At 63.7% G+C, this 23,064-nt stretch carries 24 protein-coding genes; 7 read left to right on the forward strand and 17 right to left on the reverse strand.

From position 1 onward, the window contains the following. Positions 1 to 10 precede the first annotated feature (10 nt). Together ACUTSC_RS08015 and ACUTSC_RS08020 are read right to left on the reverse strand one after the other, a co-directional pair. Entirely contained in the window at positions 11 to 640 is a 630-nt protein-coding gene (locus ACUTSC_RS08015) for an FMN-binding negative transcriptional regulator (RefSeq protein WP_197773118.1), read from the reverse strand. Positions 641 to 696: 56 nt separating this feature from the next. Beyond that, the gene (locus ACUTSC_RS08020; RefSeq protein ID WP_445653257.1) at positions 697 to 2,121 is read right to left on the reverse strand and encodes an MFS transporter; all 1,425 of its coding nucleotides are present in this window, start codon (positions 2,119 to 2,121) and stop codon (positions 697 to 699) included. Positions 2,122 to 2,220: 99 nt separating this feature from the next. Between ACUTSC_RS08020 and ACUTSC_RS08025 the strand changes: the two genes are divergently transcribed. Further along, positions 2,221 to 3,060: an MmyB family transcriptional regulator gene (locus ACUTSC_RS08025; RefSeq protein WP_197766610.1), complete on the forward strand. Its 840-nt coding sequence runs from the start codon at positions 2,221 to 2,223 to the stop codon at positions 3,058 to 3,060. Here ACUTSC_RS08025 and ACUTSC_RS08030 read toward each other — a convergent pair. The 4 genes from ACUTSC_RS08030 to prpB form a co-directional block, all read right to left on the reverse strand. Continuing rightward, the gene (locus ACUTSC_RS08030; RefSeq protein ID WP_048321374.1) at positions 3,057 to 3,686 is read right to left on the reverse strand and encodes a LysE family translocator; all 630 of its coding nucleotides are present in this window, start codon (positions 3,684 to 3,686) and stop codon (positions 3,057 to 3,059) included. The two genes, ACUTSC_RS08025 and ACUTSC_RS08030, sit on opposite strands and share 4 nt — an antisense overlap. A 79-nt stretch (positions 3,687 to 3,765) precedes the next feature. Further along, positions 3,766 to 5,217 (reverse strand): bifunctional 2-methylcitrate dehydratase/aconitate hydratase, encoded by a 1,452-nt coding sequence (locus ACUTSC_RS08035; RefSeq protein ID WP_197773177.1) that lies wholly within the window; start codon positions 5,215 to 5,217, stop codon positions 3,766 to 3,768. 40 nt (positions 5,218 to 5,257) lie between these two features. Beyond that, positions 5,258 to 6,421, reverse strand: a complete 1,164-nt coding sequence (gene prpC, locus ACUTSC_RS08040; protein WP_197760111.1) for a bifunctional 2-methylcitrate synthase/citrate synthase — start codon at positions 6,419 to 6,421, stop codon at positions 5,258 to 5,260. Positions 6,422 to 6,454: 33 nt separating this feature from the next. Further along, a complete protein-coding gene (prpB, locus tag ACUTSC_RS08045; protein ID WP_094460442.1) occupies positions 6,455 to 7,345 on the reverse strand; it encodes a methylisocitrate lyase in 891 nt (296 codons plus the stop codon). Between the two features lie 244 nt (positions 7,346 to 7,589). Here prpB and prpR point away from each other — a divergent pair, with 244 nt between their 5' ends. Continuing rightward, complete coding sequence (prpR, locus tag ACUTSC_RS08050) at positions 7,590 to 9,179, forward strand: propionate catabolism operon regulatory protein PrpR (protein WP_445653258.1); 1,590 nt, start codon at positions 7,590 to 7,592, stop codon at positions 9,177 to 9,179. Positions 9,180 to 9,182: 3 nt separating this feature from the next. Here the strand turns inward: prpR and ACUTSC_RS08055 are convergent, their stop codons facing one another. Next, entirely contained in the window at positions 9,183 to 10,091 is a 909-nt protein-coding gene (locus tag ACUTSC_RS08055) for an EamA family transporter (RefSeq protein ID WP_197766612.1), read from the reverse strand. A 136-nt stretch (positions 10,092 to 10,227) separates the two neighbouring features. Here ACUTSC_RS08055 and ACUTSC_RS08060 point away from each other — a divergent pair, with 136 nt between their 5' ends. Next, positions 10,228 to 10,662, forward strand: coding sequence for an Lrp/AsnC family transcriptional regulator (locus ACUTSC_RS08060; RefSeq protein WP_025302064.1), 435 nt, complete (start codon positions 10,228 to 10,230; stop codon positions 10,660 to 10,662). On the opposite strand, the gene dinG is transcribed toward ACUTSC_RS08060, so the two are convergent. The 4 genes from dinG to ACUTSC_RS08080 all read right to left on the reverse strand — a co-directional run bounded on the left by dinG (position 10,663) and on the right by ACUTSC_RS08080 (position 14,423). Then, entirely contained in the window at positions 10,663 to 12,861 is a 2,199-nt protein-coding gene (gene dinG, locus ACUTSC_RS08065; protein WP_445653259.1) for an ATP-dependent DNA helicase DinG, read from the reverse strand. It lies immediately after the preceding gene. A gap of 66 nt (positions 12,862 to 12,927) precedes the next feature. Further along, positions 12,928 to 13,320: a tautomerase family protein gene (locus tag ACUTSC_RS08070; RefSeq protein ID WP_197766613.1), complete on the reverse strand. Its 393-nt coding sequence runs from the start codon at positions 13,318 to 13,320 to the stop codon at positions 12,928 to 12,930. Beyond that, positions 13,310 to 13,642 carry a carboxymuconolactone decarboxylase family protein gene (locus tag ACUTSC_RS08075; RefSeq protein ID WP_197766614.1) on the reverse strand — a complete coding sequence of 111 codons (333 nt, stop codon included), beginning with the start codon at positions 13,640 to 13,642 and terminating at the stop codon, positions 13,310 to 13,312. The genes ACUTSC_RS08070 and ACUTSC_RS08075 overlap by 11 nt, the downstream gene beginning before the upstream one ends. A gap of 124 nt (positions 13,643 to 13,766) precedes the next feature. Beyond that, on the reverse strand, positions 13,767 to 14,423 hold the full coding sequence (locus ACUTSC_RS08080; RefSeq protein WP_197766615.1) for a glutathione S-transferase N-terminal domain-containing protein: 657 nt from the start codon (positions 14,421 to 14,423) through the stop codon (positions 13,767 to 13,769). Between the two features lie 241 nt (positions 14,424 to 14,664). Between ACUTSC_RS08080 and ompC the strand changes: the two genes are divergently transcribed. The 3 genes from ompC (at position 14,665) to ACUTSC_RS08095 (ending at position 17,640) form a co-directional block, all read left to right on the forward strand. Beyond that, complete coding sequence (gene ompC, locus ACUTSC_RS08085; protein WP_197766616.1) at positions 14,665 to 15,762, forward strand: porin OmpC; 1,098 nt, start codon at positions 14,665 to 14,667, stop codon at positions 15,760 to 15,762. A 178-nt stretch (positions 15,763 to 15,940) separates the two neighbouring features. Next, positions 15,941 to 16,792 (forward strand): GNAT family N-acetyltransferase, encoded by an 852-nt coding sequence (locus tag ACUTSC_RS08090; protein ID WP_197766617.1) that lies wholly within the window; start codon positions 15,941 to 15,943, stop codon positions 16,790 to 16,792. Between the two features lie 17 nt (positions 16,793 to 16,809). Then, positions 16,810 to 17,640 (forward strand): 5'-nucleotidase, lipoprotein e(P4) family, encoded by an 831-nt coding sequence (locus ACUTSC_RS08095; protein ID WP_197766618.1) that lies wholly within the window; start codon positions 16,810 to 16,812, stop codon positions 17,638 to 17,640. Between the two features lie 3 nt (positions 17,641 to 17,643). Here ACUTSC_RS08095 and ACUTSC_RS08100 read toward each other — a convergent pair whose 3' ends face one another. The 6 genes from ACUTSC_RS08100 to ACUTSC_RS08125 all read right to left on the reverse strand — a co-directional run bounded on the left by ACUTSC_RS08100 (position 17,644) and on the right by ACUTSC_RS08125 (position 22,227). Next, the gene (locus ACUTSC_RS08100; RefSeq protein ID WP_197766619.1) at positions 17,644 to 18,162 is read right to left on the reverse strand and encodes a GNAT family N-acetyltransferase; all 519 of its coding nucleotides are present in this window, start codon (positions 18,160 to 18,162) and stop codon (positions 17,644 to 17,646) included. Positions 18,163 to 18,164: 2 nt separating this feature from the next. Continuing rightward, positions 18,165 to 18,734, reverse strand: coding sequence for a helix-turn-helix domain-containing protein (locus ACUTSC_RS08105; protein WP_197766620.1), 570 nt, complete (start codon positions 18,732 to 18,734; stop codon positions 18,165 to 18,167). 69 nt (positions 18,735 to 18,803) lie between these two features. Continuing rightward, entirely contained in the window at positions 18,804 to 19,115 is a 312-nt protein-coding gene (locus ACUTSC_RS08110) for an AzlD domain-containing protein (RefSeq protein WP_049200952.1), read from the reverse strand. Beyond that, a complete protein-coding gene (locus tag ACUTSC_RS08115) occupies positions 19,112 to 19,822 on the reverse strand; it encodes an AzlC family ABC transporter permease (protein WP_197766621.1) in 711 nt (236 codons plus the stop codon). Before ACUTSC_RS08115 ends, ACUTSC_RS08110 begins: the two co-directional genes overlap by 4 nt. 71 nt (positions 19,823 to 19,893) lie before the next feature. Further along, positions 19,894 to 20,742, reverse strand: coding sequence for an AraC family transcriptional regulator (locus tag ACUTSC_RS08120; protein ID WP_049200955.1), 849 nt, complete (start codon positions 20,740 to 20,742; stop codon positions 19,894 to 19,896). 30 nt (positions 20,743 to 20,772) lie between these two features. After that, positions 20,773 to 22,227 (reverse strand): MFS transporter, encoded by a 1,455-nt coding sequence (locus tag ACUTSC_RS08125; protein ID WP_197766622.1) that lies wholly within the window; start codon positions 22,225 to 22,227, stop codon positions 20,773 to 20,775. Between the two features lie 103 nt (positions 22,228 to 22,330). On the opposite strand from ACUTSC_RS08125, the gene ACUTSC_RS08130 reads away from it, so the two are divergent. After that, a complete protein-coding gene (locus ACUTSC_RS08130; protein WP_060425543.1) occupies positions 22,331 to 22,984 on the forward strand; it encodes a helix-turn-helix transcriptional regulator in 654 nt (217 codons plus the stop codon). Positions 22,985 to 23,064 lie beyond the last annotated feature (80 nt).

Raw genomic sequence — 23,064 nt, forward strand, 5'->3', positions numbered from 1 at the left:
TTAGCATACCCTATCCGCGCCGCCGCTCAACCTCCGCCGCCAGCCGCCGCTGCGTTTCATCGCCATCGCGCAGCCCGGCGATCACCCCGCCGGCATCGTCGGCGCTGCGGTTTTGGCTCATCTTCCATTTGCCTTCGCGCCGGGTGACGGCGATCTCGATACCGACGATGCCTTTAAGCTGCGCGGCGATGTAGTTGGCCGGCGCGTCGTCGAGCCGCCAGGGCGCCGGGCGGCGCCCTTCCTGTTGCGCCGTCAGGTCGATCAGCTGGCGGCGCAGCCAGGCCGGGTCGTCCATCACCGTCGGCACGCCATACAGCTGCACCACGCTGTAATTCCAGGTCGGCACCACTTTGCCGGTCTGGCGCTTGCTCGGGTACCAGCCGGGCGACACATAACCTTCCAAACCCTGAAAAATCACCAGGCATTCCGCCGCGTGCTGCAGCCGCCGCCAGTGCTCGTTGGCGCGCGACAGGTGCGCCCGCAGCCGGATCTGCCCCTGTTCGACATCGGCCAGAAACGGCAGCGGATCGGCCGTCAATCCCTGCTCGCCGTGGCTGACCAATAGCCCCAGCGGGTGGGCGCGCACCAGCGCCAGTTGGGCATCCAGATCGTCTTCGCGAAATGCGGCGGGTTGAAACATCAGTGTGGCTCCTTACGCTCTCTCATGATGACCACAGTAAAGCACCCGCCGGCGGCCTACTTAAGATCCGCTTTCTGACTATTTCGAGTGATCCGGTTTAACAAGATCAGGGCAATGCCCATCGCCACCAAATTACAGAGCATCGCGCCGGCAAAGGCCTGTGCATAGCGTTCCGCCGCACCGCCGCTCGCCAACAGCGGCACGAAGCCGACGCCACTGACCACGATGCCGAGCGCGCCCCCCACCTGCTGCACGGTGGCGACCAGACCCGCCGCCATGCCCGCCTGCCGCTCCGGCGCCAAACCGAGCACCAGATTCAGCAGCGGCGTCATGCTCAGCGCCTGGCCGAATCCCAGCACCACTAACCCCGGCAGCAGCCGCAGCGGATGCGCCAGCGCCGCGCCCCACAGCGCCTGGGCCATCAACAGCGCCAACCCGGCGGCGTAAATCGCCACGCCCACGCTCAGTACGCCGTTGCCCCAACGCAGCGCCAGCCGGGGCGCGAGCATCGACGCCAGCATAAAGGCCGCGCTGGCCGGGGCGAACAGGCTGCCCGCCTGAAAAGGCGTCAGCCCCGCCCCCGCCTGCAGCAGCAGCGCGAAGCACAAGAAAAACGAGGAGGCGGTGGCATAAATCGCCAGCACCACCGCCATACCCGGCGCGAAGCCTGCCTGGCGGAACAGCGCCGGATCGAGCACCGCATCGCCGCCGCGCTGCGCCAGACGGCGCTCCCAACGCAGGAAGCCCCACAGCGTCAGCATTGCCAACGCCAGCATCGGCGCGATCCACCACGGCCAGCCGCGCGCCGGCCCTTCCAGCAGCGGCAGCAGCAACAGCGACAGGCCGGTCGCCGCCAGCCACAGGCCAACGCCGTCCAGCCGCTGCGCCTGCGCCACCCGCGATTCGGGAATGCGCCGCGCCGCCCACAGCGCCAGTGCGCCGATCGGCAAATTGATCAGAAAGATCATGCGCCAGCCGCTGCCGAACAGGTTGGCCTCGATGATAAAACCACCAAGGATCTGGCCGAAGATCGCCGCCAATCCCAGCGTCATGCCCAGCCAGGCGAAGGCGCGCCGCCGCTGTTGCGGCGCATACAGCACCAGCATCAAGGCGTAGATCTGCGGGAACAGCAACGCCGCCGTCGCCCCCTGCAGGATACGCGCCACGATCAGCAAGTTGAGCGATCCCGCCAACCCGCACAGCAGAGAGCTCAGCGTGAATCCCAGCATGCCGAGGCTGAACAGGCGCCGGCGTCCGAAGCGATCGCCCAGACGCCCGCCGGCGATCAGCAGCACCCCAAACGCCAGTTCATAACCGGCGACGATCAAACCGACACCGGCGAAATCGGCGGCGAACTGCCGCTGGATCACCGGCGCCGCCACGTTGACCACAAACAGATCGAACACCGTGACGAAGCCGCCCAACAGCAGTACCGGCAGGCCGGGCAGCGCTCGCCGCTCACGAGATAATGAATATTCCATACCACCTCCAGAGATTATGATGGTCGCAGTATGGAACAGGGTTTAAACTGTTACTATATAGCCAGTTATACTATTACTGACAGCAACAGGACGGCCGCCATGCCCCCACGCACCCTCGAGCGCACCCGCCACGAACTGGCGGATTTTCTACGTCAAAAGCGAGAACAGCTGTCGCCGCAGGCGGTCGGTTTGCCGAGCGGCAGCCGCCGCCGCACGCCGGGATTACGGCGCGAGGAGGTCGCGGCGCTGGCCGGCGTCGGCCTCACCTGGTATACCTGGCTGGAACAAGGCAGGGAAATCAATGCGTCGGTGGCATTTTTGGAAAACCTGGCGCGGGTGCTGCAGCTCGACGCCGCCGGCCGCTACCACCTGTTTTTATTGGCGCATCAGCGGCCGCCGGTGCCGGTCGGCCATCAGTGGTGCCAGGTCTCGCCGCTGGTGCGGCGGCTGCTGGACGACCTTGTGCTGCGACCGGCCTACGTCATGAACCTGAGTTGGGACATCATCGCCTGGAACCCGGCGGCGCAGCGGCTGTTCGCCATCGGCGAACGCCCGGCGGAAGAGCGCAACATGTTGTGGATGCTGTTTGCCGATCCGCAGCTCAATGAACGCCTGTTGGAGTGGGAGGCGCAGGCACCGCAAATCCTGGCCAGCTTCCGCCGCGACTATGCCCGCGCGCCGGAGGATGAGGTAATGTGCCAACGGGTACAGGCGCTGGAGCGGGTATCGCCGCCGTTCCGCCGGCTCTGGCGGCAGCACGATATCCACGGGCGCTGCCAGGGGCGGCGCAGCTTCATCGTTCCGGAGATCGGCCCGATCACCTTTGACCACGCCTCTTTCATCGTCGACGAAGAGAACCACCTGCGGCTGGTGATGTACAGCGCGCTGCCGGACGAACCGGCCAGCGCGGCGTTTGAAGCGCTGCTGCGCGAAGGTTAACGGCGGCTGTCGAAAATGAGTTTGCAGGCCAGCCCGGCGAACACCCCGCTCAGCAGGTAGTTCGGCCAGCGGGCGCTGAAGCGGCGGCCGGCGAAGCGGCTTTTCATGCCGCTGACCGCCAGGATCACCCCGCCGTTAATCAGCAACCCCACCAGATTCAGCACCGTCGCCAGCGCCAGCATCTGCACCACCACCGAGCCTGAACGCGGATCGATAAACTGCGGGAACAGCGCCAATACGAACAGCGCCATTTTCGGGTTGAGGATGTTGGTGAACAGCCCCTGGCGGAAGATGCGCGCCGTCGGCACCGCCTGCAACCCGGCAGAAGCCTGCAGACTGCTGCCGGATCGCAGCGTTTTCCACGCCAGGTAGAGCAGATAGGCGGCGCCCAGCATTCTTACCGCGTCGTAAGCCAGCGGCACCGCAACGAACAGTTGCGACAACCCCAGCGCCGCCGCCAGCGCGTGGCAGTAAGTACCGAGCTGAATACCCGCCAACGAAGCAAAACCGGCACGCCGCCCCTGGCTGACGCTGCGCGAAGCGATCAGCAGCATATCCGGGCCGGGGGTCAGCGCCAGCGCCACGCAGGCACCGGAAAACAACAACAGCGTTGCGGCATCAATCATGAATCACCTGATAAGAAGATGGACGGGAATGGAGCGTCCATCATAGCGACGCCGACGTGGCTTGTCAGCGTCGCTCGCGTCAGATCACCCACAGATCGAGGTATTCGTTGACCGGCATCTGAGCCAACCGTTGCCGGTCCAGCGACACCTCGAGAATGCGCTGCTGCTGCAGGGCCGGGAACTGGCGCGCCAGGTTGGTTTTGAACTTCTCGATCAGCAGCGGAATGCCCTCTTCGCGCCGCCGCGCATGGCCGATTGGATACTCCACGGCCACCTCATCCAGACGGCTGCCGTCGGCGAACTCTACCGTCAGCGCATTGGCGATCGATCGTTTTTCCGGATCGTGATAATCGCGGGTGAAGGCGGGATCTTCATGGCAATGGATCTTGCCGCGCAATGCGTCGATGCGCGGATCCTCGGCCACCCGATCCTCGTAGTCCGCCGCCGTCAGCCGGCCGAACAGCAGCGGGATCGCCACCATATACTGAATGCAGTGATCGCGATCCGCCGGGTTATCCAGCGGCCCCTGCTTGTCGATAATGCGCAGGCAGGCCTCGTGGGTACGGATGCTCACCCTGGCGATGTCGGCGGCGGTTTTGCCGGCGGCCTGCATCTGGCGGTGCAGCGTCATGGCCGCCTCCACGGCGGTCTGGGCATGGAACTCCGCCGGGAACGAAATTTTAAACAGCACGTTCTCCATCACGTACGCGCCGTACGGCCGCTGGAAGCGGAAAGGCTTGCCGTTGAAAGAAACGTCGTAGAACCCCCAGGTCGGCGCCGTCAGCGCCGAAGGGTAGCCCATTTCGCCGGTGGCGGCCATCAGCGCCAGCCGCACCGCGCGGGCGGTCGCATCCCCCGCCGCCCAGGATTTGCGGGTGCCGGCATTCGGCGCGTGGCGATAGGTACGCAACGACTGCCCGTCCACCCACGCCAGCGACACCGCGTTCAGGATCTCCGCCCGGCTCAGGCCGAGCAGCTGCGCCACCACCGCGGTAGACGCCACCTTCACCAGCAGCACGTGATCCAACCCTACCCGGTTGAAGGCGTTTTCCAGCGCCAGACAGCCCTGGATCTCATGTGCCTTGATCATGGCGATCAACACCTGCCGCATGGTCAGCGGCGCCTTGCCCGCCGCCACCGCCTGGCGCGAGAGCCAGTCGGCCGCCGCCAGGATCCCGCCCAGGTTGTCCGACGGGTGGCCCCACTCCGCCGCCAGCCAGGTGTCGTTGAAGTCGAGCCAGCGGATCATGGCGCCGATATTGAACGCCGCCTGCACCGGATCCAGCTGGAAGCGGGTGCCCGGCACCCGGCTGCCGTTCAGCACCTCGGCGCCCGGCACCACCGGCCCCATCAGTTTCTTGCAGGCCGGATAGCTCAGCGCCTCCAGCCCGCAGCCGAGGGTATCGAGCAGGCAATAGTGGGCGGTGCGGTACGCCGCCGGGGTATCGACGGCCTCTTTCATCACATAATCGACGATATCGACCATTTCGCGATCGAACGGCGGACGGCGGGTATTGGCAGACTCAAGCATCATGATTCCCAAACGCTCCATAGTGAATAACGATCGGCGCTCAGCGCTGATCCAGCGGTACGAACGCCCGCGCTTCCGGCCCGGTATAGTTGGCGGACGGGCGAATGATTTTGTTGTCCTGCCGTTGCTCGATGATGTGCGCCGACCAGCCGCTCACCCGCGCCATGACAAACAGCGGCGTGAACATTTCGGTGGGCACCCCCAGTTGGTGATAAGACACCGCCGAGAACCAGTCGAGGTTGGGGAACATGTTTTTAGTGTCGCGCATGACGCTTTCCAACCGATCGGCGATGTCATACAGCTTCATCGCCCCCGCGTCCTGCGACAGGCGCAGCGCGATCTCTTTGATCACCTGATGGCGCGGATCGGAGACGGTGTACACCGGGTGCCCGAAGCCAATCACCACCTCTTTGTTGTCGATGCGGCGGCGAATGTCGGCTTCCGCTTCATCCGGCGTTTCATATCGTTGCTGGATCTCCAGCGACACCTCGTTGGCGCCGCCGTGTTTCGGCCCGCGCAGCGCGCCAATGGCGCCGACGATCGCCGAATAGACGTCGGATCCGGTGCCGGCGATCACCCGGCCGGCGAAGGTCGAAGCGTTGAACTCATGCTCGGCGTACAGGATCAAGGAAGCGTGCATCGCCTGCTCCCAACTGGCGGAAGGCGCCTCGCCGTGCAGCAAATGCAGGAAGTGACCGCCGATGGAATCGTCGTCGGTCTCCGGCTGAATGCGCTCGCCGTTGTGGCTGTAGTGATACCAATACAGCAGCATCGATCCCAGCGACGCCAGCAGCCGATCGGCGATGTCGCGCGCGCCGGCCGCGCCGTGCTGCTCTTTTTCCGGCAGCGTGCAGCCGAGGGCCGAGACGCCGGTGCGCATCACGTCCATCGGGTGAGACGCCGCAGGCAATGCCTCAAGCACCGTGCGCACGCTGGCGGGCAGGCCGCGCAGCGCTTTGAGACGGTGTTTGTAGGCCTGCAGCTCGTCGCGGTTGGGCAATTTGCCGTGGATCAGCAGGTGGGCGACCTCTTCAAACTCGCAGTGGCGCGCGAGATCGAGAATGTCGTAACCGCGATAGTGCAGATCGTTGCCGCTGCGCCCTACGGAGCACAGCGCGGTATTCCCGGCGGGTACGCCGGATAACGCCACGGATTTTTTCGGCTTAACGCCAGTCGGGCTTTGCGGGGGGATCGCTTGGCTCATACTGTCCTCATTTGGCTTCTGCGTGAATGGCGCCTATTCGTCGCGCTGGCGAGCGAACAGGGCGTCGAGTTTCTCTTCGAACAAATAGTAGTTGATGCTTTCGTACAGCTCGTTGCGGGTCTGCATGGTGTCGATGACGCTTTTCTGCGTGCCCTCCTCGCGCAGGGCGCGGTATACCCGCTCCGCCGCGCGATTCATCGCCCGGAAGGCCGACAGCGGATACAGCGCCATATCCACCTGGGCGCTGCGCAGCTCGTCGGTGGTAAACAGCGGCGTCGCGCCGAACTCGGTGATATTGGCCAGGATCGGCACCTGCGTCGCCTCGGCGAAGCGGCGGTACATGCCCAGTTCGGTGATCGCTTCCGGGAACAGCATGTCGGCCCCGGCCGCCACATAAGCCTGAGCGCGCTCGATGGCCGCCTCCAGCCCCTCCACCGCCAGCGCGTCGGTGCGCGCCATGATCACGAAGTCCGGATCGCTGCGCGCATCCACCGCCGCCTTGATGCGATCCACCATCTCTTCGGTGGAGACGATGGCCTTATTGGGGCGATGGCCGCAGCGCTTGGCGCCGACCTGATCTTCAATATGCAGCGCCGCCGCCCCGGCCTTGCTCACCGATCGCACCGTGCGGGCGACGTTGAACGCCGAAGCGCCGAAACCGCTGTCAACATCCACCAGCAGCGGCAGCGGGCAAACGTCGGTGATGCGGCGAATGTCGGTCAGCACATCGTCCAGGGTCGAAATGCCCAGATCCGGCAGCCCCAGCGAACCGGCCGCCACGCCGCCGCCGGAAAGGTAGATGGCCTGGAATCCGGCCCGCTGGGCCAGCAACGCATGGTTGGCGTTGATCGCGCCGGCGATTTGCAGGGGGTTTTCTTTACTCAGGGCCTGACGAAAGGCGAGCCCGGGTGAGCGCAGCGTCATGACGTTTTCTCCGATTAGCCAGATGAAACAGACAGAGCAAGGGGCGGGCCAGGTTGTACTTCGGTGAGGAAAAAATTAAACGCGATAAAAATAAGTGAGTTACAACATATTCAGCGCCATTGGCCTGGCAAAGGGGTAAAAAACGTTTCAGTTAACGTTTCAATCGTTGTTTCACGCAGTAAATTTGAAACATCACTGAAACCGGGCTACACCTAATGCAGCCACTTCCATTCGGTAACCCACCATGAGCGATCACGTCACGCCGGACAAACCGGTGATCTGGACCGTCTCCATCACCCGCCTGTTCGATCTGTTCCGGGACATCAGCCTCGAGTTCGACCATCTGGCGACCATCATCCCGATCCGCCTCGGCTTTGAGGAGGCGGTGCAGCACATCCGCGCCCGCCTGGCGACCGAGCCTTGCGACGCCCTCATCGCCGCCGGCTCCAACGGCGCCTACCTGAAAAGCCGCCTGTCGGTGCCGGTCATTTTGGTCAAGCCCGGCGGCTTCGACCTGCTGCAGGCGCTGAGCAAGGCGCGCAGAACCGCCGATCGGATCGGCGTCATCACCTATAAGACCCCTCTGCCCGCGCTGCTGGAGTTCCAGCAAACCTTCGATCTGCCGCTGGAGCAGCGCAGCTACGTCACCGAAGAGGACGCCCGCGGCCAGATCGCCGAGCTGAAAGCCGCCGGCATTCAGGCCGTGGTCGGTGCGGGCCTCATCAGCGATCTGGCGGAAGAGGCCGGGCTCACCGCCATTTTTCTCTATTCCGCCGCCACCCTGCGCGCCGCCTTCAGCGATGCGCTGGACGTGACGCGCCTGATGCTGGGCGGCGGCAAACGCGGTGGTGATTACGCCGCACGCAATACCCTGCAACCGCGCTACGGGCTGGGCGATTTGCAGGGCAATTCCCCGCAGATGGAGCAGGCGCGGCGCACCATCGTGCTGTACGCCCGCTCGCCGGCGGCGGTATTAATTGAAGGAGAAACCGGCACCGGCAAGGAGCTGGCGGCGCAGGCGATCCACCGGGAATACTTTTCCCGGCGCGGCGCACCGGCCAGAGGCGCGACGCCGCCGTTCGTCGCCATCAACTGCGGCGCCATCGCCGAATCGCTGCTGGAGGCGGAGCTGTTCGGCTATGAGGAAGGCGCCTTTACCGGCTCACGGCGCGGCGGCCGACGCGGGCTGCTGGAAACCGCCAACGGTGGCACCCTGTTTCTGGATGAGATCGGCGAAATGCCGCTGCACCTGCAAACGCGACTGCTGCGCGCGCTGGAAGAGAAAACCATCACCCGGGTGGGCGGGCAACAGCCGGTAACGGTCGACTTTCGCGTCATCAGCGCCACCCACAACCACCTGGAGCAGGCGATTCAACGGGGCGACTTTCGCGCCGATCTGTTCTACCGCCTGAGCGCCCTGCGGCTGCAGCTGCCGCCGCTGCGGGCGCGCGGCGACGATATCGCGATGCTGGCGGAGCACTTTCTGAAACAGTCGCTGGCGGCGCTCGACGTGCCGCTGACGGAGCCGCTGCGCGCCGCCCTGGCCGGCTGTTACGCAGCGCTGAGTCATTACGCCTGGCCCGGCAACCTGCGCGAACTGCGCAACATGATGGAGCGGGTGGCGCTGATGCTGAGCACCGGCGCCGCGCCGAGCGGCGAGACGCTACGCTGGCTGTTGCCGGAGCTGGCGGCGGCCACGCCGCTCGAGACGCCGGTAGCGCCCGTCTCCGCTCATGAGGCACTGGCGCGGTGCGGGGGCGACCACGCCGCCGCCGCCCGGTTGCTCGGGATCAGCCGCACCACGTTATGGCGCCGGCTGAAAAAAACGAACTGAGCATCAGCCGGCGCGCCGGCCGTCTGAGGCCGGCAGCAGCCGCGCTCGCCGCTCGCCCAGCAGGTTCATGCCCGCCGCCGCCAGCAGAATGATCGCTGCGCCCAGCAACTGCCATGCAGACAGCCGGTGGCCAAACGCCAGGCGATCCACCAGCATGGCGGCGATCGGGTAGATGAACGACAGCGAACCGATCAGGTTGGTCGGCAGCTTCTGCAAGGCGCCGTACATCAACACATACATCAGGCCGGTGTGCAGCACGCCGAGCGTCGCCAGCATTCCCCACTGCCCAACGCTGGCCGAAACGCGGAAATCCACCAGCGGCAACAGCATCACCGCCCCCACCGCCACCTGGATCAGCGCGATAAGATGCGGCGGCGTGCCCTTCAGCCGCTTGGCCGCCAGCGCCATCAGGGCGTAGAAAAACGCCGCCCCGAGCGCCAGCGCGATGCCCGCCAAATAATGACTCTGTTCCCCCGCCTGCCGCGGCTGCGCCAGCACCACCAGCATCATGCCGCCGAACGCCAGCCCCAGCCACAGCAGCTTGCGGGCGGTCAGCCGTTCCCCCAGAAACAGCGCCCCCAGCCCCACCAGCATAAACGGCTGGGTGTTGTACACCGCCGTGGCGATGGATATAGACGCATAGGAATAGGCGGCAAACAGCAGCAGCCAGTTGATCACCAGCGCGACGCCGCCGGCGATCGCCAGCAGCAGTGTGGCGCGCGTCAGCGCATCGCGCCGCAGCTGCCCCAGCGCGCCGCACACCGCCAGCAGCACCAGCGCCCCCACCGCGCAGCGCCAAAACACCACGTTGATAACCGGCTGGCCGGACATCAGCACAAACCAGCCGATAGAGCCGGAAATCAACATCGCCGCCGCCATCTCCAGCGATCCGCGTTTTATCTCTGCATTCATTCTGCGTTCCTCCAAACTTGCCCAGAGGCATAGCTTGCGGCTTCGCGGCACGGCTTTCCATAGCATAAAGAAGGCAGATATGCTTAACTGCCTTTTTCTCGTAGCTATAATAAAGATAATACCTAACGGAGGCGTTATGGATGATATCGATCGCCAAATCCTGACCATTCTGGCGGAAGATGCGCGTGCATCGTTGAAGACGCTGAGCGCGCAGGTGGGGCTGTCGTCGCCGAGCACGTCGGAAAGGCTGCGGCGGCTGGAGGAAAGCGGCGTGATCCAGGGCTATACCCTGAACGTCAATCTGCAGGCGGTGGGCTACGCCTTCGAGTCGCTGGTGCGTATCAAGCCGCTGCCGGGCATGCTGAAAAAGGTCGAACAGCTGATTCAGGCGATCCCGGAAGTGGTCGAATGCGATAAGGTGACCGGCGAAGACTGCTTTATCGTGCGGCTGGTGGCGCACTCGATGGAACAGCTCGACCACACCCTCGATCGGCTGGCCGAGCATGCGCAGAGCAACACCTCGATCGTGAAAACCACGCCGGTCAAACGCCGCCTGCCGCCGCTGCTCTGATTAACGCCGCCGCTTGCGGGCAAACGGGTTGCCGCGCTTCTTCTCTTTTTTGGCCGCGTCGGCGGCGGATTTCAGCGCCGCCAGATGCGCCTTGTCGGCCTCCGGCACCGCGCGCTGTTCGATCGGAAACACCGGCAGCGACGCCAACAGCCGCGAACCGTAGTTTTTGGTCAGCAGCCGACGATCGTAGATCACGATCTCGCCGTAGCATTGGTTGCTGCGGATCAGGCGGCCGACCTGCTGGATCAGGTTGAACGAGGCGCTCGGCAGGCTCTGCACTTCGAACGGATAGCGCTTCAGCGATTTCAGCCACTCGCCTTCGGTAATGATCACCGGGCTGTCGATCGGCGGGAACGCAATTTTGTGAATGTGTACCTGGGTCAGCAGCTCGCCTTTCAGATCCAGCCCTTCGGCGAACGATTGCAGCCCCACCAGCACGCTGGCGACGCCCTTCTCCACCCGCTTGCGGTGCTCTTCCACCAGCCGGTAGCGTGGTTGGTCGCCCTGCACCAGCAGCATCAGCCGCAGATCAGTCACGTAGCTGAGGAAAGTCTGCATCGCCCGGTGGCTGCTGAACAGGATCAGCATGCCTTTGTGTTTGCCGCTCGCCTGTTCGGCGCGGAAACATCGCGCCATCTCCTCGAGGTGCTCCGCCTCGTTGGCGAGCGCCGGTTCGTAGCGCATTTGCGGAATGACAATCTTGCCCTGTTCGACGTGATTGAACGGCGAAGAGAGCGTTTCGAAGCGATCGCCGGCCTTCTCGCTCAACCCGCTCATCTCCTGCAAACGCGCGAAGCTGTTCAGCGAACGCAGCGTGGCCGAGGTGACCACCACGTGCGGCACCTTGCGCCACAGCAGCTTCTCCAGCTGGTCGCTGACGCGGATGCCGACGCAGTGCAGGTAGAGATGGGTAACGTTATCGCGCAGCTCGCGCGTGACCCATTTGGAGATCGGCGCGTTGGACGATTTGTCGAGCGCCGCCAGCCGCCACAATTTGCTCATCGCCTCCAGATAACCCAGCGTGCGGCTCATCTGAATGATCGACCGGTGCAGGCGCATGATGTCATGCTTGCCGGTCTGCTCGGTGAGATCGTTAAGCACGAACTCCGCCAGCCCGCGCAGCGCATCGGTCAGTTTGAACAGCCGCGCGCAGCTCTCCACCATCTCCGCCGGCAGCTCGCCCATCTCGAAACGGTGCTCGGCCGCCACGCTGTCGCCGGGCAGGTAGGCGCTGACCTGATGCTCGAAGATCTGCACCAGCTCGCGCAGCTCCTCGCAATGGTTCTTCAGCCGCTCGCTGTTGGCCAGCCCCGGTGGATTCTTCGGCCGGTACTGCGTCATGCACTGCTCGACCTGGCGCACGATCATGTCCAACTGCAGGTTGGTCGACAGCGCGGTGATTTCCCCGTCGATCTCCAGCGCATCGCGCGCCACCTCCGGCAAATGGTGGCCTTCGTCCAGCACCAGCAGCAGCTCTTTCGGGTTCGGCAGCACCGATTCCGTCTCCAGCGCCGCCATCACCAGGGCGTGGTTGGCCACCACCACGTCGGCGCTCTCGATCTCTTTGCGGGCGATATAGAACGGGCATTCGCGAATGTAGTGGCAGTTGCGCCCCAGGCAGTTGGCCTTGTCGGTGCTCAGCTTGGCCCACAGCGGATCGTCGATGCTTTGTTGATAGTGATCGCGCAGCCCGTCCCACTCGAAGCGGGCCAGCGCCTTGGTCAGCTTCTGGCACAGCGCCTGCTCTTCGCCGCTGGACGGCGCCAGCTCGTCGTCGAGGAACAGCGTCAGATCGCCCTGTTGGCTGACGTCGGTGCTCATCGCTGCCAGGTTGCGCGGGCACACGTAGCGCCCGCGGCCAAAGGCGCCGGTAAATTTCAGATCGGGGATAATCTTCTTCAGCAGCGGCAAATCCTTGCTGTAGATCTGGTCTTGCAGCGCCACGTTGGCGGTGCTGACCACCAGCGGTTTGCTCTCCGCTCGCCCGACGGCGATGCCCGGGATCAGGTAAGACAGCGTTTTGCCGACGCCGGTCGGCGCCTCGATCGCCAGATGGCGCGGGTAGTAACCGGCCAGCGTCTTCGCCACCTCGGCGATCATCTGGCGCTGGGGCGCGCGGGAAATGAAATCCGGTATTTGCTGCTGCAGGGCTTTGTACCACTGGCCAATCTGATCTTTAACTGCGGAGGAGAGCGCCATTCAACTCTTATCTAAACGAAATGATGGCGCTATTGTCCCACAGACCGCCGGCGGCGTCAGCCCGAGTTACGCCTGCAGATCGATCATCGAGGCGCGCCCGGCGCTGAATGACCACTCGTCCAACTGGGTGGTAGTGATCACCACCATCACATCCTCGGGGCGCAGCCGCAGGTTTTCCGCCAGCAGCGCCGCCAGCCGCCCGTAGAAGCGCCGCTTGGTGTCGGTGTCGCGCGGCCGCCCGGCGGTGATGTAAAACAGCACGAAATCCGCACTGCGCGGCCCGCCGAGATAGTCGCGATCGTAAATAAGTTCACCGGGACGGTATTGATCGATCACCTGAAATTTATCCGTCGGCGGCACCTCAAAGGCCTCCACCAGCGCCTGATGCAGGCTGTCGGACAAGGTTTGCAGATAGTCGGCGGATTTTCCCTGATGCAGGGCGATGCGGCTAAACGGCATGATTGACCTCCGGTTTCAGCTCGCGCAGGCGCGCCACGGCCGACGCCGCCGCGGGCCAGCCGGCGTAGAACGCCAGATGGGTGATGAGCTCGGCCAGCTGCTGACGCGTCACGCCGTTACGCTGCGCCAGTTGCAGGTGAAACGGCAGCTGTTCCACGCGGTTGAGCGCCACCAGCGCGGCGACGGTGATAAGGCTGCGCTCGCGCGGGCTCAGCGCCGGCCGCTGCCAAATATCGTCAAACAACACGCGGTCGCTGAGCTGCGCCAGCTTGGGGGCAATATCGCCGAACGCCTGTTGCCCGGCCTGGGATTCTGATGGCATCACACTCTCCTGTCAGTTGCGGATAGCCTTACGCTACCCGCCGCCGCAGCGAGTGAAAATCGGGATTTTCGGCAGTCTCGGTTCAGAAAAACGGGAGGGTTCCCCGCCGGACGGCGGGGAGGATTCAGGATTCCAGCGGAGCAACGCCGTCGAACTGCGCGCTCAGCAGCGCATTCAGCGCCGGCCGCTGTTCCACCCGTTCAGCGATGGCGTACAGCCGCGGACAGTGTTGCCGGAACCACGCGCGGCCCGGCCGCCAGTGGCACATCACCGCCACGTACAGATCCAACGCGCTGAAGCTCTTGCCGAGAAACCACGGGCCCGCTGCGCCGGCGGCGGCGTTCAGCTGCTGCAATAAACGCTCACGATAAGCCATTACCGCGTTTTTCAGCTGTTCCGCCCCCGCCGCCTGCGGCTGCCAGCGCTGCGGATGGTCGGCATAGGTGAAGGTGGGGTAAATCTCCGCGTTGATGAACAGCAGCCAGCGCAGAAAACGCGGCAACAGCGGCGAACCGCCGGGCGGCGCCAGCTCGGCATGGGGTGCGCGATCGTGCAGCAGCAGAATAATCGCCGCACTCTCCGTCATCACTTCGTCATTGGGCAACACCAAGGTGGGCACCTGACCCAGCGGGTTCAGCGCCAGCAGGCGATCGCGCTCCGGGCCATCCTGCGTGTAGTCCACCTCCTCATAGCCCCAGGGGAAAGCGGTCAACGCCAACGCGGCGGCCACGATCGTCGAGCCGCAGCCCTGCGTACCGAACAAAGTATAAGTATCGTGCATGATTCCTCCCGCAGCGGAACAAGGTATCGGTAACTGTAGACCAGCCGCCGACCGTCGGCCGAAGAAAAAATTCACCCTTTGCGCGACTTTTTTAATCGTTCGACATGAAAATGAATTTTTTGTCATAAATAGATCACATTACTACGGTAAAAATTCTCCGCCGCAAAGAATCGGGCGGCACAGTAAAACAGCAATGCAACTGATGATAAGCGTCTTTCAATCGAATAAAGCAGGGTAACTCATGAAACGTAATCTTCTGGCCGTTATTATTCCGGCACTTTTACTTGCGCAAGCGGCACAGGCAGCAGAAATCTACAATAAAGACGGCAACAAACTCGATTTTTACGGTCGTGTGAAAGCCCTGCATTATTTCTCCGATGATGCCGGCAACGACGGTGATAAAACCTACGTCCGTATCGGCTTTAAAGGCGCGACTCAGATTAACGATATGCTGACCGGTTACGGCCAGTGGGAATATCAGATCGCCGCCAACCATTCTGAATCCGACGGCACTAAAGACACTAAAACGCGTCTGGGCTTCGCCGGTCTGAAATATAAAGACTTCGGCTCTTTCGATTACGGTCGCAACTACGGCATTATTTACGACGTCGGCGCCTGGACGGATATGCTGCCTGAATTCGGCGACGATGCTTACGTCAAGACCGACAACTTCATGAACGGCCGCACCAACGGCGTTGCCACCTACCGTAATAACAACTTCTTCGGTCTGGTTGACGGCCTGAAATTCGCCGTGCAGTACCAGGGCAAGAACGAAAACGACGGCCGCTCCGCCAGCAAGGCGAACGGCGACGGTTGGGGCCTTTCCTCCAGCTATGAAATTATCGACGGCCTGAGCGTGGGCGCCGCCTATGCCTCTTCCAACCGTACCGCCAGCCAGAAAGCGGGCACCTTCGGCAAAGGCGACAAGGCCGATATCTGGGCCGCCGGTATGAAATACGACAACAACGATGTCTACCTGGCTGCCACCTACTCGGAAAGCCGCAACATCGCGCCTATTTCCGGCACCGCCACCATCAATAACCGTTCCGCCTCCGTCAGCGGCTTCGCCAATAAAGCGGAAGGCCTGGAATTGGTTGCGCAATATCAGTTCGATTTCGGTCTGCGCCCATCGCTGGGTTACGTTCAGCAGAAAGGCAAAGATATTGAAGGCATCGGCGATGCCGACCTGGTGAAATATATCGATGTCGGCGCGTACTACTATTTCAACAAGAACATGTCGACCTATGTCGATTATAAAATCAACCAGCTCGACAGCAATAACAAGCTGGGTCTGAAAGACGACAACGTGATTGCCGTCGCCCTGACCTACCAGTTCTGATGTGATGAATGAATAACCACCACTGCAAACTTTAGCGTCACTTGATACCCAGAGTTTTATTTCGCCGGGCGGCTGCGTCCGGCTTTTTTGTTTTTATTTTCCCGCCAACGAATGCCCTCGCTTGCCTTGCAAAACAAACGGGTCTACATGTATAGCTTTCCCCCGAGCGGAATCAGCCATGCATAACGACGGACGCTTCGACTTCCACAACGCCCTGCGCTACAGCAGCGACGAGCTGGCAAACATCCTCAACCACTGTTTTGAAAACTACATGGTGCGCTTCGTGCTCGACGGGCCGACCTTCGCCGCCCGCTTCGGTGCCGAAGATCTCAGCCTGAACGACAGCCTGATCGTCACCCATCGCCAGGAACCAGTGGCGGTGGCGCTGATCGCCCGCCGCGGCCGGCACAGCCGGGTGGCGGCCTTTTCCGTGCGCCCGGAGATGCGCGGCCAGGGGCTGGGCAAGGCGTTGATGCAGCACCTGGTGGCGGATGCCCGCCAACGCGGCGACCGGCGGCTGTCGCTGGAAGTGATAGAAGGCAACGAAGCCGCGCTGGCGCTGTATCATCGCGCCGGGCTGCGCATCGTGCGCACCCTGACCGGCCACCAGGCGCCGGCGGAAGTGCCGCCTGGCACGGCGGTGCTGCAGGCGGTCGATCCGCTGACCGTCAGCCATCGCCTGACGGCGGAAGGCGCCACCGACCTGCCCTGGCTGATCGCCCCCGAATCGCTGTTCAAGCTGCCGGGCAAACCGCAGGCCTATACGCTCAATCGTCAAGCCTACGCCGTGGTGATGCCCGGCGCCGAGCACTGCTGGCTGCGCCTGATCTACGTGCCGCCGCAGCACCGCGGCCAGGGGCATGCGCGCGCCTTGCTGGCCGCCCTGCAAACACGGTTCGCCCCTTTGCCGCTGGCCGCCAACGTCTTTGTGCCCGAGGTGGCCGCCCCCTTCTTTACGCATCTTGGCTGGCGGCAGGATCCCCTGCGCCAGTTCGAGATGGATATGTTGCTGGACAGCCCACAAGACTAAAACCAAGAGAGATAACGATGGCAGGAAAACAGGCAAGGAAACTCACCCTAGGCGCGGCGGTTGGCGTCGCGCTGCTGACGTTGGCCGGTTGCGCGCAGCCGCCGCACACCGACGCTCAGGCCCAGCAGCGGCTGGCGGATCAGTCAGTGCTGGCAGTGAACTGGTTCCAACAGTCCGGCGAATACCAGGCGTTGGCGCATCAGGCGTTCAACAGCGCGCAGCGCGCCTTCGATCAGGCCAAGGCCGCACCGGGCCGTAAAAAGGCGGTGGTGGTCGATCTGGATGAAACCATGCTGGACAACAGCGCCTACTCCGGCTGGCAGGCGCAGCAGGGCCAGCCGTACGACGGCGCCACCTGGACCCAATGGACGCAGGCCGAACAGGCCGGCGCGGTGCCGGGCGCAGTGTCGTTTGCCCGTTACGTTAACGCCCATCAGGGGACGATGTTCTACGTATCGAACCGCAAGCAGAGCGAATACGCCGCCACGGTGGCCAACATGCAGAAGCTCGGTTTCACCGGCATGTCGGAAAAGACCGTGCTGCTCAGCACCGGCACCTCCAATAAGCAGGCGCGCTTCGACGCCATCAAACAAGCCGGCTATGACATCGTGGTGTACGCGGGCGACAACCTGAACGACTTCGGCGCCGCGACTTACCACCAGGACAATGCGCAGCGCCGGGCATTCGTCAGCGAGAACCAGGGCAAGTTCGGCACCGAATTCATCGTGCTGCCCAACCCGCTGTACGGCGATTGGGAAAGCGGCCTGGCCCGCGATTACAACAAGTTGACGCCGCAGCAGAAGCTGCAGGTGCGCCAACAGGCGATCAAAGCCTGGCGCGGGCGCTAAGCCTCACAGCAGTTTGTACATATAGCAGGTGGCCTCCAACACCCCGCCGTCGCTGGCGCGGGCGTATTGTGGGATGTCACCTGCCGCTTCGAACCCCAATTGGCAGTACAACCCCTGCGCCGCGCTGCCGCTCAGGGTATCCAGCACCAACAGGCTGCGGCGATGACGCGCCGCCAGCGCCTGCACTTCCTGCATCAACAGCCGCGCGACGCCCTGCCGCCGCGCCTGCGGGTGCACCATCAGCTTGACCACTTCCGCCCGGTGGCGGCCATTGTCCGGCATCGCCAACAGCAGCTGCACGGTGCCGACCGGCCGCCCGTTCGCGAGCGCCACCAGCATCGCGCGCTCGCCCCGCGCCAGGGCCGGCAGCAGCCCCTGCCAAAACGCCCGCGCCTGTTCCAGCGTAAAAGGCATGACAAAACCGATGCTGGCGCCGTGCGCCACGCTGGCGTGCAGCATTTCGGCCAGGTCGGCCAGGGCGTTGTGCGCCGCGTCGGCGTCCCACTGTTGTAATTCAATCATGGCTATGGCCTGCAGATAACGAGCGTGTAATGGGCCGGCTCATCGCCGGGGACATGGAAACGGGAAGCGCCGAACAGGCGGTAGCGCAGACAATCGCCGGGCGACAGCTGGAAAACACGCTCTTCCAGCGTCAGCTCCAGCTGCCCGGACAGCAGCCAGAGGTGATGCTCCAGCGCCGGAATCGACGGCAGGTCGTAATCGATCTGCGCGCCGGCATCGAGCCGGGCTTCGATAAATTCGGCCTTATACAGCGCGGCAGGCGGGGAAACGGAGCGACGGTGAAAACCGCTGGCGCGATCGATCCATACCGGCTGTTGCGGCGGCCGCAGCAGCTCCGGCGGTTCGTCTTCGATTTCGCTCAGCAGGCGCGACATGGTCAACCCGTAGGCGGCGCACAGCCGGTTCAGCAGCGACGCCGTCGGGCTGGTTTCGGCGCGCTCCACCCGCGAGAGCGTCGCCCGGCTAAGGCCGGTGCGTTGCGCCAGCGCCTCCAGCGACCACCCCTGCTGCTGGCGCAAATCCGCCAACCGCTGCGCCAACCTCAGGTCAGCCGTCTCCAAACCGTTATCCATCGCTCACACTCCGCCGAAAAATCCCACATAAGAGAAATAATCTCAAATTAGAGATATGGCAAGCGAATTTTAAAAAATGCCGCGCAGCGCGATGAAAATCAGCAGGCTCAGCAACACCACCGCCAGCATGTTGCGCAGAAAGAACGCCAATATCACCGCAAACACCGCCCCCCACAGGTAAGGGTTATCCGGCGCGGCGCGCAGCTGGTCGCCGCTGAAGGCGATAATCGGTCCGCAAATTGCCGTCAGCACCGCCGGCACGGAAAAGCTCAGCAGGGTTTTGACGCGCGGCGATAACCGCAGCGGCAATCCCGGCGCCAAAAAGCAGTAGCGGTTGAAGAACACCACCAGCCCCATCAAAACGATCGTCAGCCAGATCATCGGCGCCCCCCGCTGCACAGCAGCCCGACCAGCATCGCCGCCACGGTGGCGATCACCAATGCGCCCGGCGTCTGGAAATGGTGCAACACGATGGAAAGCAGCAGCGCGGTCAGCACGCAGGCCAACACCGGCAGGCTGCGCACCAGCGGCACCACGATGGCGATAAAGGTGGCGGCGATGGAAAAATCCAGCCCATAACCGTCCAGATCCCCGGCGCTGCCGGCGGCTACGATGCCGAGCAGCGTGGAGAGAAACCAGCACAGGTAAAAGGTCAGCCCGGCGCCCAGCGCATACCAGCGGTTGAAACGCGCCGGCGTCTGTTCGCCGGTCAGCGCGAACAGTTCATCGGTGAGCAAGAATCCCAGCGCCAGCCGCCAGCGTAACGGCAGCGGCGCAATGCGCTCCCGCAGCCGCAGCGCATAGAGAAAATGCTGGGCGGTAACGAAAAAGGTCGACAACAGGATCGCCAGCAGCCCGGCGCCGCCCTTGATCATGCCCATCGCCACCAGCTGTGCCGCCCCGGCGAACACGATGGCCGACATGCCCAGCCCCTGCGCCGGCGTCAGGCCGTTTTGCAGGGCCATCGAGCCCGCCAGTATGCCCCACGGCACCACCGCCAGGCACAGCGGCAAGATCGCCACTCCCCCCTGCAGCGCGGGGCGCAGGCGGGCAGACGGCGGCGTGATGAGAGGGATTGAATCAGTCATGGGCTTCTCCTTCGGTTGAAGAAGCCAGCTTACGGCGCACGCGCACAAGGGTATTGCACCCGATTGCCCGACTATTTCAGCGATTTGACGTAGTCGCCCGGCGTGATGCCCATCGACTTGCGAAAATGGCGATGGAAATGGCTTTGATCGTGAAAACCGCAGCTCAGCGCGCTGTCCAGCACGCTGCTGCCGGCCTTCAGCATGCCGCGCGCTTTACGCAGCCGGGCCTGAATTTGATAGGCGTGCGGCGGCAGACCGGTGGCCTGCTGAAACTGCCGCAGCAGGTAATAAGGGCTGAGCGCCACTCGCTCCGCCAGCTCCAGCAGCGAAATGTCCGCCTCGGGGAAATCGTCGAGAAAGGCTTTAACCCGCGCCACCTGACTTTGCGCTCGGCTCTGCGGCGTGGGATCGATGCGGCTTTTACCGTGCCGCAGCATCAGCCAGGTCAGCGCCGAGAACACCATGGTCTCTTTCATCAGCCGGTTCTCATCGCTGCGCAGCAGGCTGAACGCCATCCGCAGCTGGCCGGCCAGGCCGACGTCGTGCACCACCGGGTTGGGGAAATAAGGCGTCGCGCCGGCGCCGGTTTTCAGATCGCGCGACAAAAACGCCAGCAGCTCCGGCGTCGGGTACATCGCCTGATACGACCACCCCTCTTCGGTGGCGGAGCTGCCGGTGTGGATGTCGTCGGCGTTGACCAGAATGATGCTGCCCAGCGGCGCAACGTGTTCGCCGCCGGTGCGGTAGAAGCGCTGGGCGCCGTCGTCGATGACGCCCACGCAGAAGCCTTCATGGCTGTGGCGCGAGAAGGTTTGGCGGCGGTAGGTGGCCTGCAGCACTTCCAGCCCGCCGAGATCGTCGACGTGCATGAAATGGGCCTGTTCCCGGGATGCTTTGCGCGCTGCGCCTTCCACCTTCATCTTGCCTACCTCCGCTGAATGAGCGCCATTCTAGCACTCGCGCGAGGGCGGGGTTTGTACAAAATTGCCCGTCTCGGCGCCCGGCGGCGCGATCGCCGCGCAGCGCCAGGCGCTGAATACCGCCAGCAGCGGCGCCAGCGCGAACGCCAGGAACAGCCAACGCGCCGCCGACGCCGCGCCCACCGCCCCGCCCGGATCGTTCAGCCCCGCCAGATTGGCCGTCATCCCGGCCAGCGCCGCCCCGAACGCGGTGGCGAACAGCTGCACCGTGGTAATGGAAGCGCCGGCGATGTCTTTGTCCGCCTCAGGCGCCACCTGCAAAATGCGCGTCAGCAGGTGCGGCCAGCCGAAGCCGATGCCGAACCCCACCAGCAACAGCGCAATGACGATCGGCGCCAGCGCCTGCCAGTGGCCACCGGACGGCACCGGCATCAGGATCGCCAGCGCCAGCAGCCCCACCAGCACAAACAGCGGCCCGCTGACGATCGCCCGGCGAATACCCGCCCCGCGCCAGCCGGAGCTGAGGATCTCGGACAGCGTCCAGCCGGCGGCCATGGCGGCGGCGATATAACCGGAGATCAGCGGCGACTGGCCGTGCAGCAGCTGCAGGAAATAAGGCACGAAGATCTCGCTGGTCATGCCGATCACCAGCAGCGCGGTCGTGATGTAGAGCGCCGCCAACGATGATCCGCGCCGCAGTGCGCCGTGCGGTAACAGACGGGCCCTCGAGTGCGCTTCACGCTTCAGCAGCCAGGCCATCAGCAGCAGCGAGAGTGCGATGCCCGCCAGGTTAATCCAGGCGCTGTGCGCCAGGCTGCCGGCGGACACCACCAGCACCGCCACGGTCAACAGCAGCAGCTGCGCGGCCGGCAACGGCGCGGCCGCCTGCTGCGCTTTGCCCTTGGGCAGGATCAGGAAGGTAAACGCGGCGTACAGCGCCATGATCGGCAGCAGAATGCCGAAGGCCCAACGCCAGGCGTTCAGCTCGGCGAAAATACCGCCTACCGCCGGCCCCACCAGGGTGGCGATGCCCCACATCGCCGAGATGAGCGCCATGGCGCGCGGCCACAATCGCTGCTCGAATACCAGGTTGATCATCGCGTAGGAGAGCGCAAAGATCAGACCGCCGCCGAAGCCCTGCACCGTGCGGCCAACCAGCATCACCGGCATGCTCGGCGCCAGCGCACACAGCGCCGCCCCGGCGATGAAGAACAGCGAAGCCACCAGATAGGCGCTGCGCGCGCCGTAGCCGCTGAGCAAGCGAGCAGACAGCGCGGAGCCGAGGATCGACGCCACCACGAACAGCGTGGTGTTCCAGGCGTAGAGATCCAGCCCGCCGATATCCTGCACCACCGAGGGCAGAATGGTGGTGGCGACCAGAATATTGATGGCATGCAGCGCTACGCCGAGCGAAAGCGCGATCGCACTGGCCGCATTTTTGCCGGAGAAAAGGTCGCTCCAGCGGCTATCGTCATGGGTTATCACGGTTGTCGTCCTGTTTTCAGAGGAATGGCATTGAGTTGATCATAAGATTGCGTTAAATTTAACAAGAGTTATCTTGGAATAAGTTAGGGCGAGGCGGAGAAATATGTCAAGAATAAACTTGGAAAATAGCGGCAGCACCGCACAATCGGTCAGTGACCGCTTGCTGACGCTATTGAAAACCCGCGGCCCGCAGCAAGCTTCTGACGCAGGAAAGGTGCTCGGCACCACCGGTGAGGCGGCCCGCCAGCAGTTCGTCAAGCTGGCGAAAGAGGGGCTGGTCGAAGCGGTGGCGGAAACGCGCGGCGTAGGCCGCCCGGTGCAGCTGTGGCATTTGACCTCGGCTGGCAACGCACGCTTTCCCGACACCCATGCGGATCTGACGGTGCAGCTGCTGCGCACCGTGCGCGATAAATTGGGCGAACAGGCGCTCGACGTGCTGATCGAGACCCGCGAGCAGGAAAACCGCATCAACTACAAGCAGGCGATGATCGGCGCCACCGATCTGCGCGAACGCGTGGCGCGGCTTACCGAGATCCGCTGCCGCGAAGGCTATATGGCCGAATGGCGCCAGGAGGAGGACGGCACCTATCTGCTGGTGGAAAATCACTGCCCGATTTGCGCCGCCGCCACCGTCTGCCAGGGCTTCTGCCGGGCGGAGCTGAGCATCTTTACCGAAGTACTGCAGGCACAGGTGGAGCGCGCCGAACACATTCTGGCCGGCTCGCGCCGCTGCGCCTACCGCATTTCGCTCCTGTAACACCGGTTTTTGCCCACGTTTTCAACCGGTACAGATTATTCTGCTTGTGCACCCCGCACCTTCCCTTCTAAGGTTGAATT

The organism is Serratia sp. TSA_105.2, assembly GCF_052692115.1.

What these genes read in the sequence shown, in the direction of transcription:
- ACUTSC_RS08015 (WP_197773118.1), bottom strand. Translation starts at nt 640, where the DNA reads ATGTTTCAACCCGCCGCATTTCGCGAAGACGATCTGGATGCCCAACTG.
- ACUTSC_RS08020 (WP_445653257.1), bottom strand. Translation starts at nt 2,121, where the DNA reads ATGGAATATTCATTATCTCGTGAGCGGCGAGCGCTGCCCGGCCTGCCG.
- ACUTSC_RS08025 (WP_197766610.1), top strand. Translation starts at nt 2,221, where the DNA reads ATGCCCCCACGCACCCTCGAGCGCACCCGCCACGAACTGGCGGATTTT.
- ACUTSC_RS08030 (WP_048321374.1), bottom strand. Translation starts at nt 3,686, where the DNA reads ATGATTGATGCCGCAACGCTGTTGTTGTTTTCCGGTGCCTGCGTGGCG.
- ACUTSC_RS08035 (WP_197773177.1), bottom strand. Translation starts at nt 5,217, where the DNA reads ATGCTTGAGTCTGCCAATACCCGCCGTCCGCCGTTCGATCGCGAAATG.
- prpC (WP_197760111.1), bottom strand. Translation starts at nt 6,421, where the DNA reads ATGAGCCAAGCGATCCCCCCGCAAAGCCCGACTGGCGTTAAGCCGAAA.
- prpB (WP_094460442.1), bottom strand. Translation starts at nt 7,345, where the DNA reads ATGACGCTGCGCTCACCCGGGCTCGCCTTTCGTCAGGCCCTGAGTAAA.
- prpR (WP_445653258.1), top strand. Translation starts at nt 7,590, where the DNA reads ATGAGCGATCACGTCACGCCGGACAAACCGGTGATCTGGACCGTCTCC.
- ACUTSC_RS08055 (WP_197766612.1), bottom strand. Translation starts at nt 10,091, where the DNA reads ATGAATGCAGAGATAAAACGCGGATCGCTGGAGATGGCGGCGGCGATG.
- ACUTSC_RS08060 (WP_025302064.1), top strand. Translation starts at nt 10,228, where the DNA reads ATGGATGATATCGATCGCCAAATCCTGACCATTCTGGCGGAAGATGCG.
- dinG (WP_445653259.1), bottom strand. Translation starts at nt 12,861, where the DNA reads ATGGCGCTCTCCTCCGCAGTTAAAGATCAGATTGGCCAGTGGTACAAA.
- ACUTSC_RS08070 (WP_197766613.1), bottom strand. Translation starts at nt 13,320, where the DNA reads ATGCCGTTTAGCCGCATCGCCCTGCATCAGGGAAAATCCGCCGACTAT.
- ACUTSC_RS08075 (WP_197766614.1), bottom strand. Translation starts at nt 13,642, where the DNA reads ATGCCATCAGAATCCCAGGCCGGGCAACAGGCGTTCGGCGATATTGCC.
- ACUTSC_RS08080 (WP_197766615.1), bottom strand. Translation starts at nt 14,423, where the DNA reads ATGCACGATACTTATACTTTGTTCGGTACGCAGGGCTGCGGCTCGACG.
- ompC (WP_197766616.1), top strand. Translation starts at nt 14,665, where the DNA reads ATGAAACGTAATCTTCTGGCCGTTATTATTCCGGCACTTTTACTTGCG.
- ACUTSC_RS08090 (WP_197766617.1), top strand. Translation starts at nt 15,941, where the DNA reads ATGCATAACGACGGACGCTTCGACTTCCACAACGCCCTGCGCTACAGC.
- ACUTSC_RS08095 (WP_197766618.1), top strand. Translation starts at nt 16,810, where the DNA reads ATGGCAGGAAAACAGGCAAGGAAACTCACCCTAGGCGCGGCGGTTGGC.
- ACUTSC_RS08100 (WP_197766619.1), bottom strand. Translation starts at nt 18,162, where the DNA reads ATGATTGAATTACAACAGTGGGACGCCGACGCGGCGCACAACGCCCTG.
- ACUTSC_RS08105 (WP_197766620.1), bottom strand. Translation starts at nt 18,734, where the DNA reads ATGGATAACGGTTTGGAGACGGCTGACCTGAGGTTGGCGCAGCGGTTG.
- ACUTSC_RS08110 (WP_049200952.1), bottom strand. Translation starts at nt 19,115, where the DNA reads ATGATCTGGCTGACGATCGTTTTGATGGGGCTGGTGGTGTTCTTCAAC.
- ACUTSC_RS08115 (WP_197766621.1), bottom strand. Translation starts at nt 19,822, where the DNA reads ATGACTGATTCAATCCCTCTCATCACGCCGCCGTCTGCCCGCCTGCGC.
- ACUTSC_RS08120 (WP_049200955.1), bottom strand. Translation starts at nt 20,742, where the DNA reads ATGAAGGTGGAAGGCGCAGCGCGCAAAGCATCCCGGGAACAGGCCCAT.
- ACUTSC_RS08130 (WP_060425543.1), top strand. Translation starts at nt 22,331, where the DNA reads ATGTCAAGAATAAACTTGGAAAATAGCGGCAGCACCGCACAATCGGTC.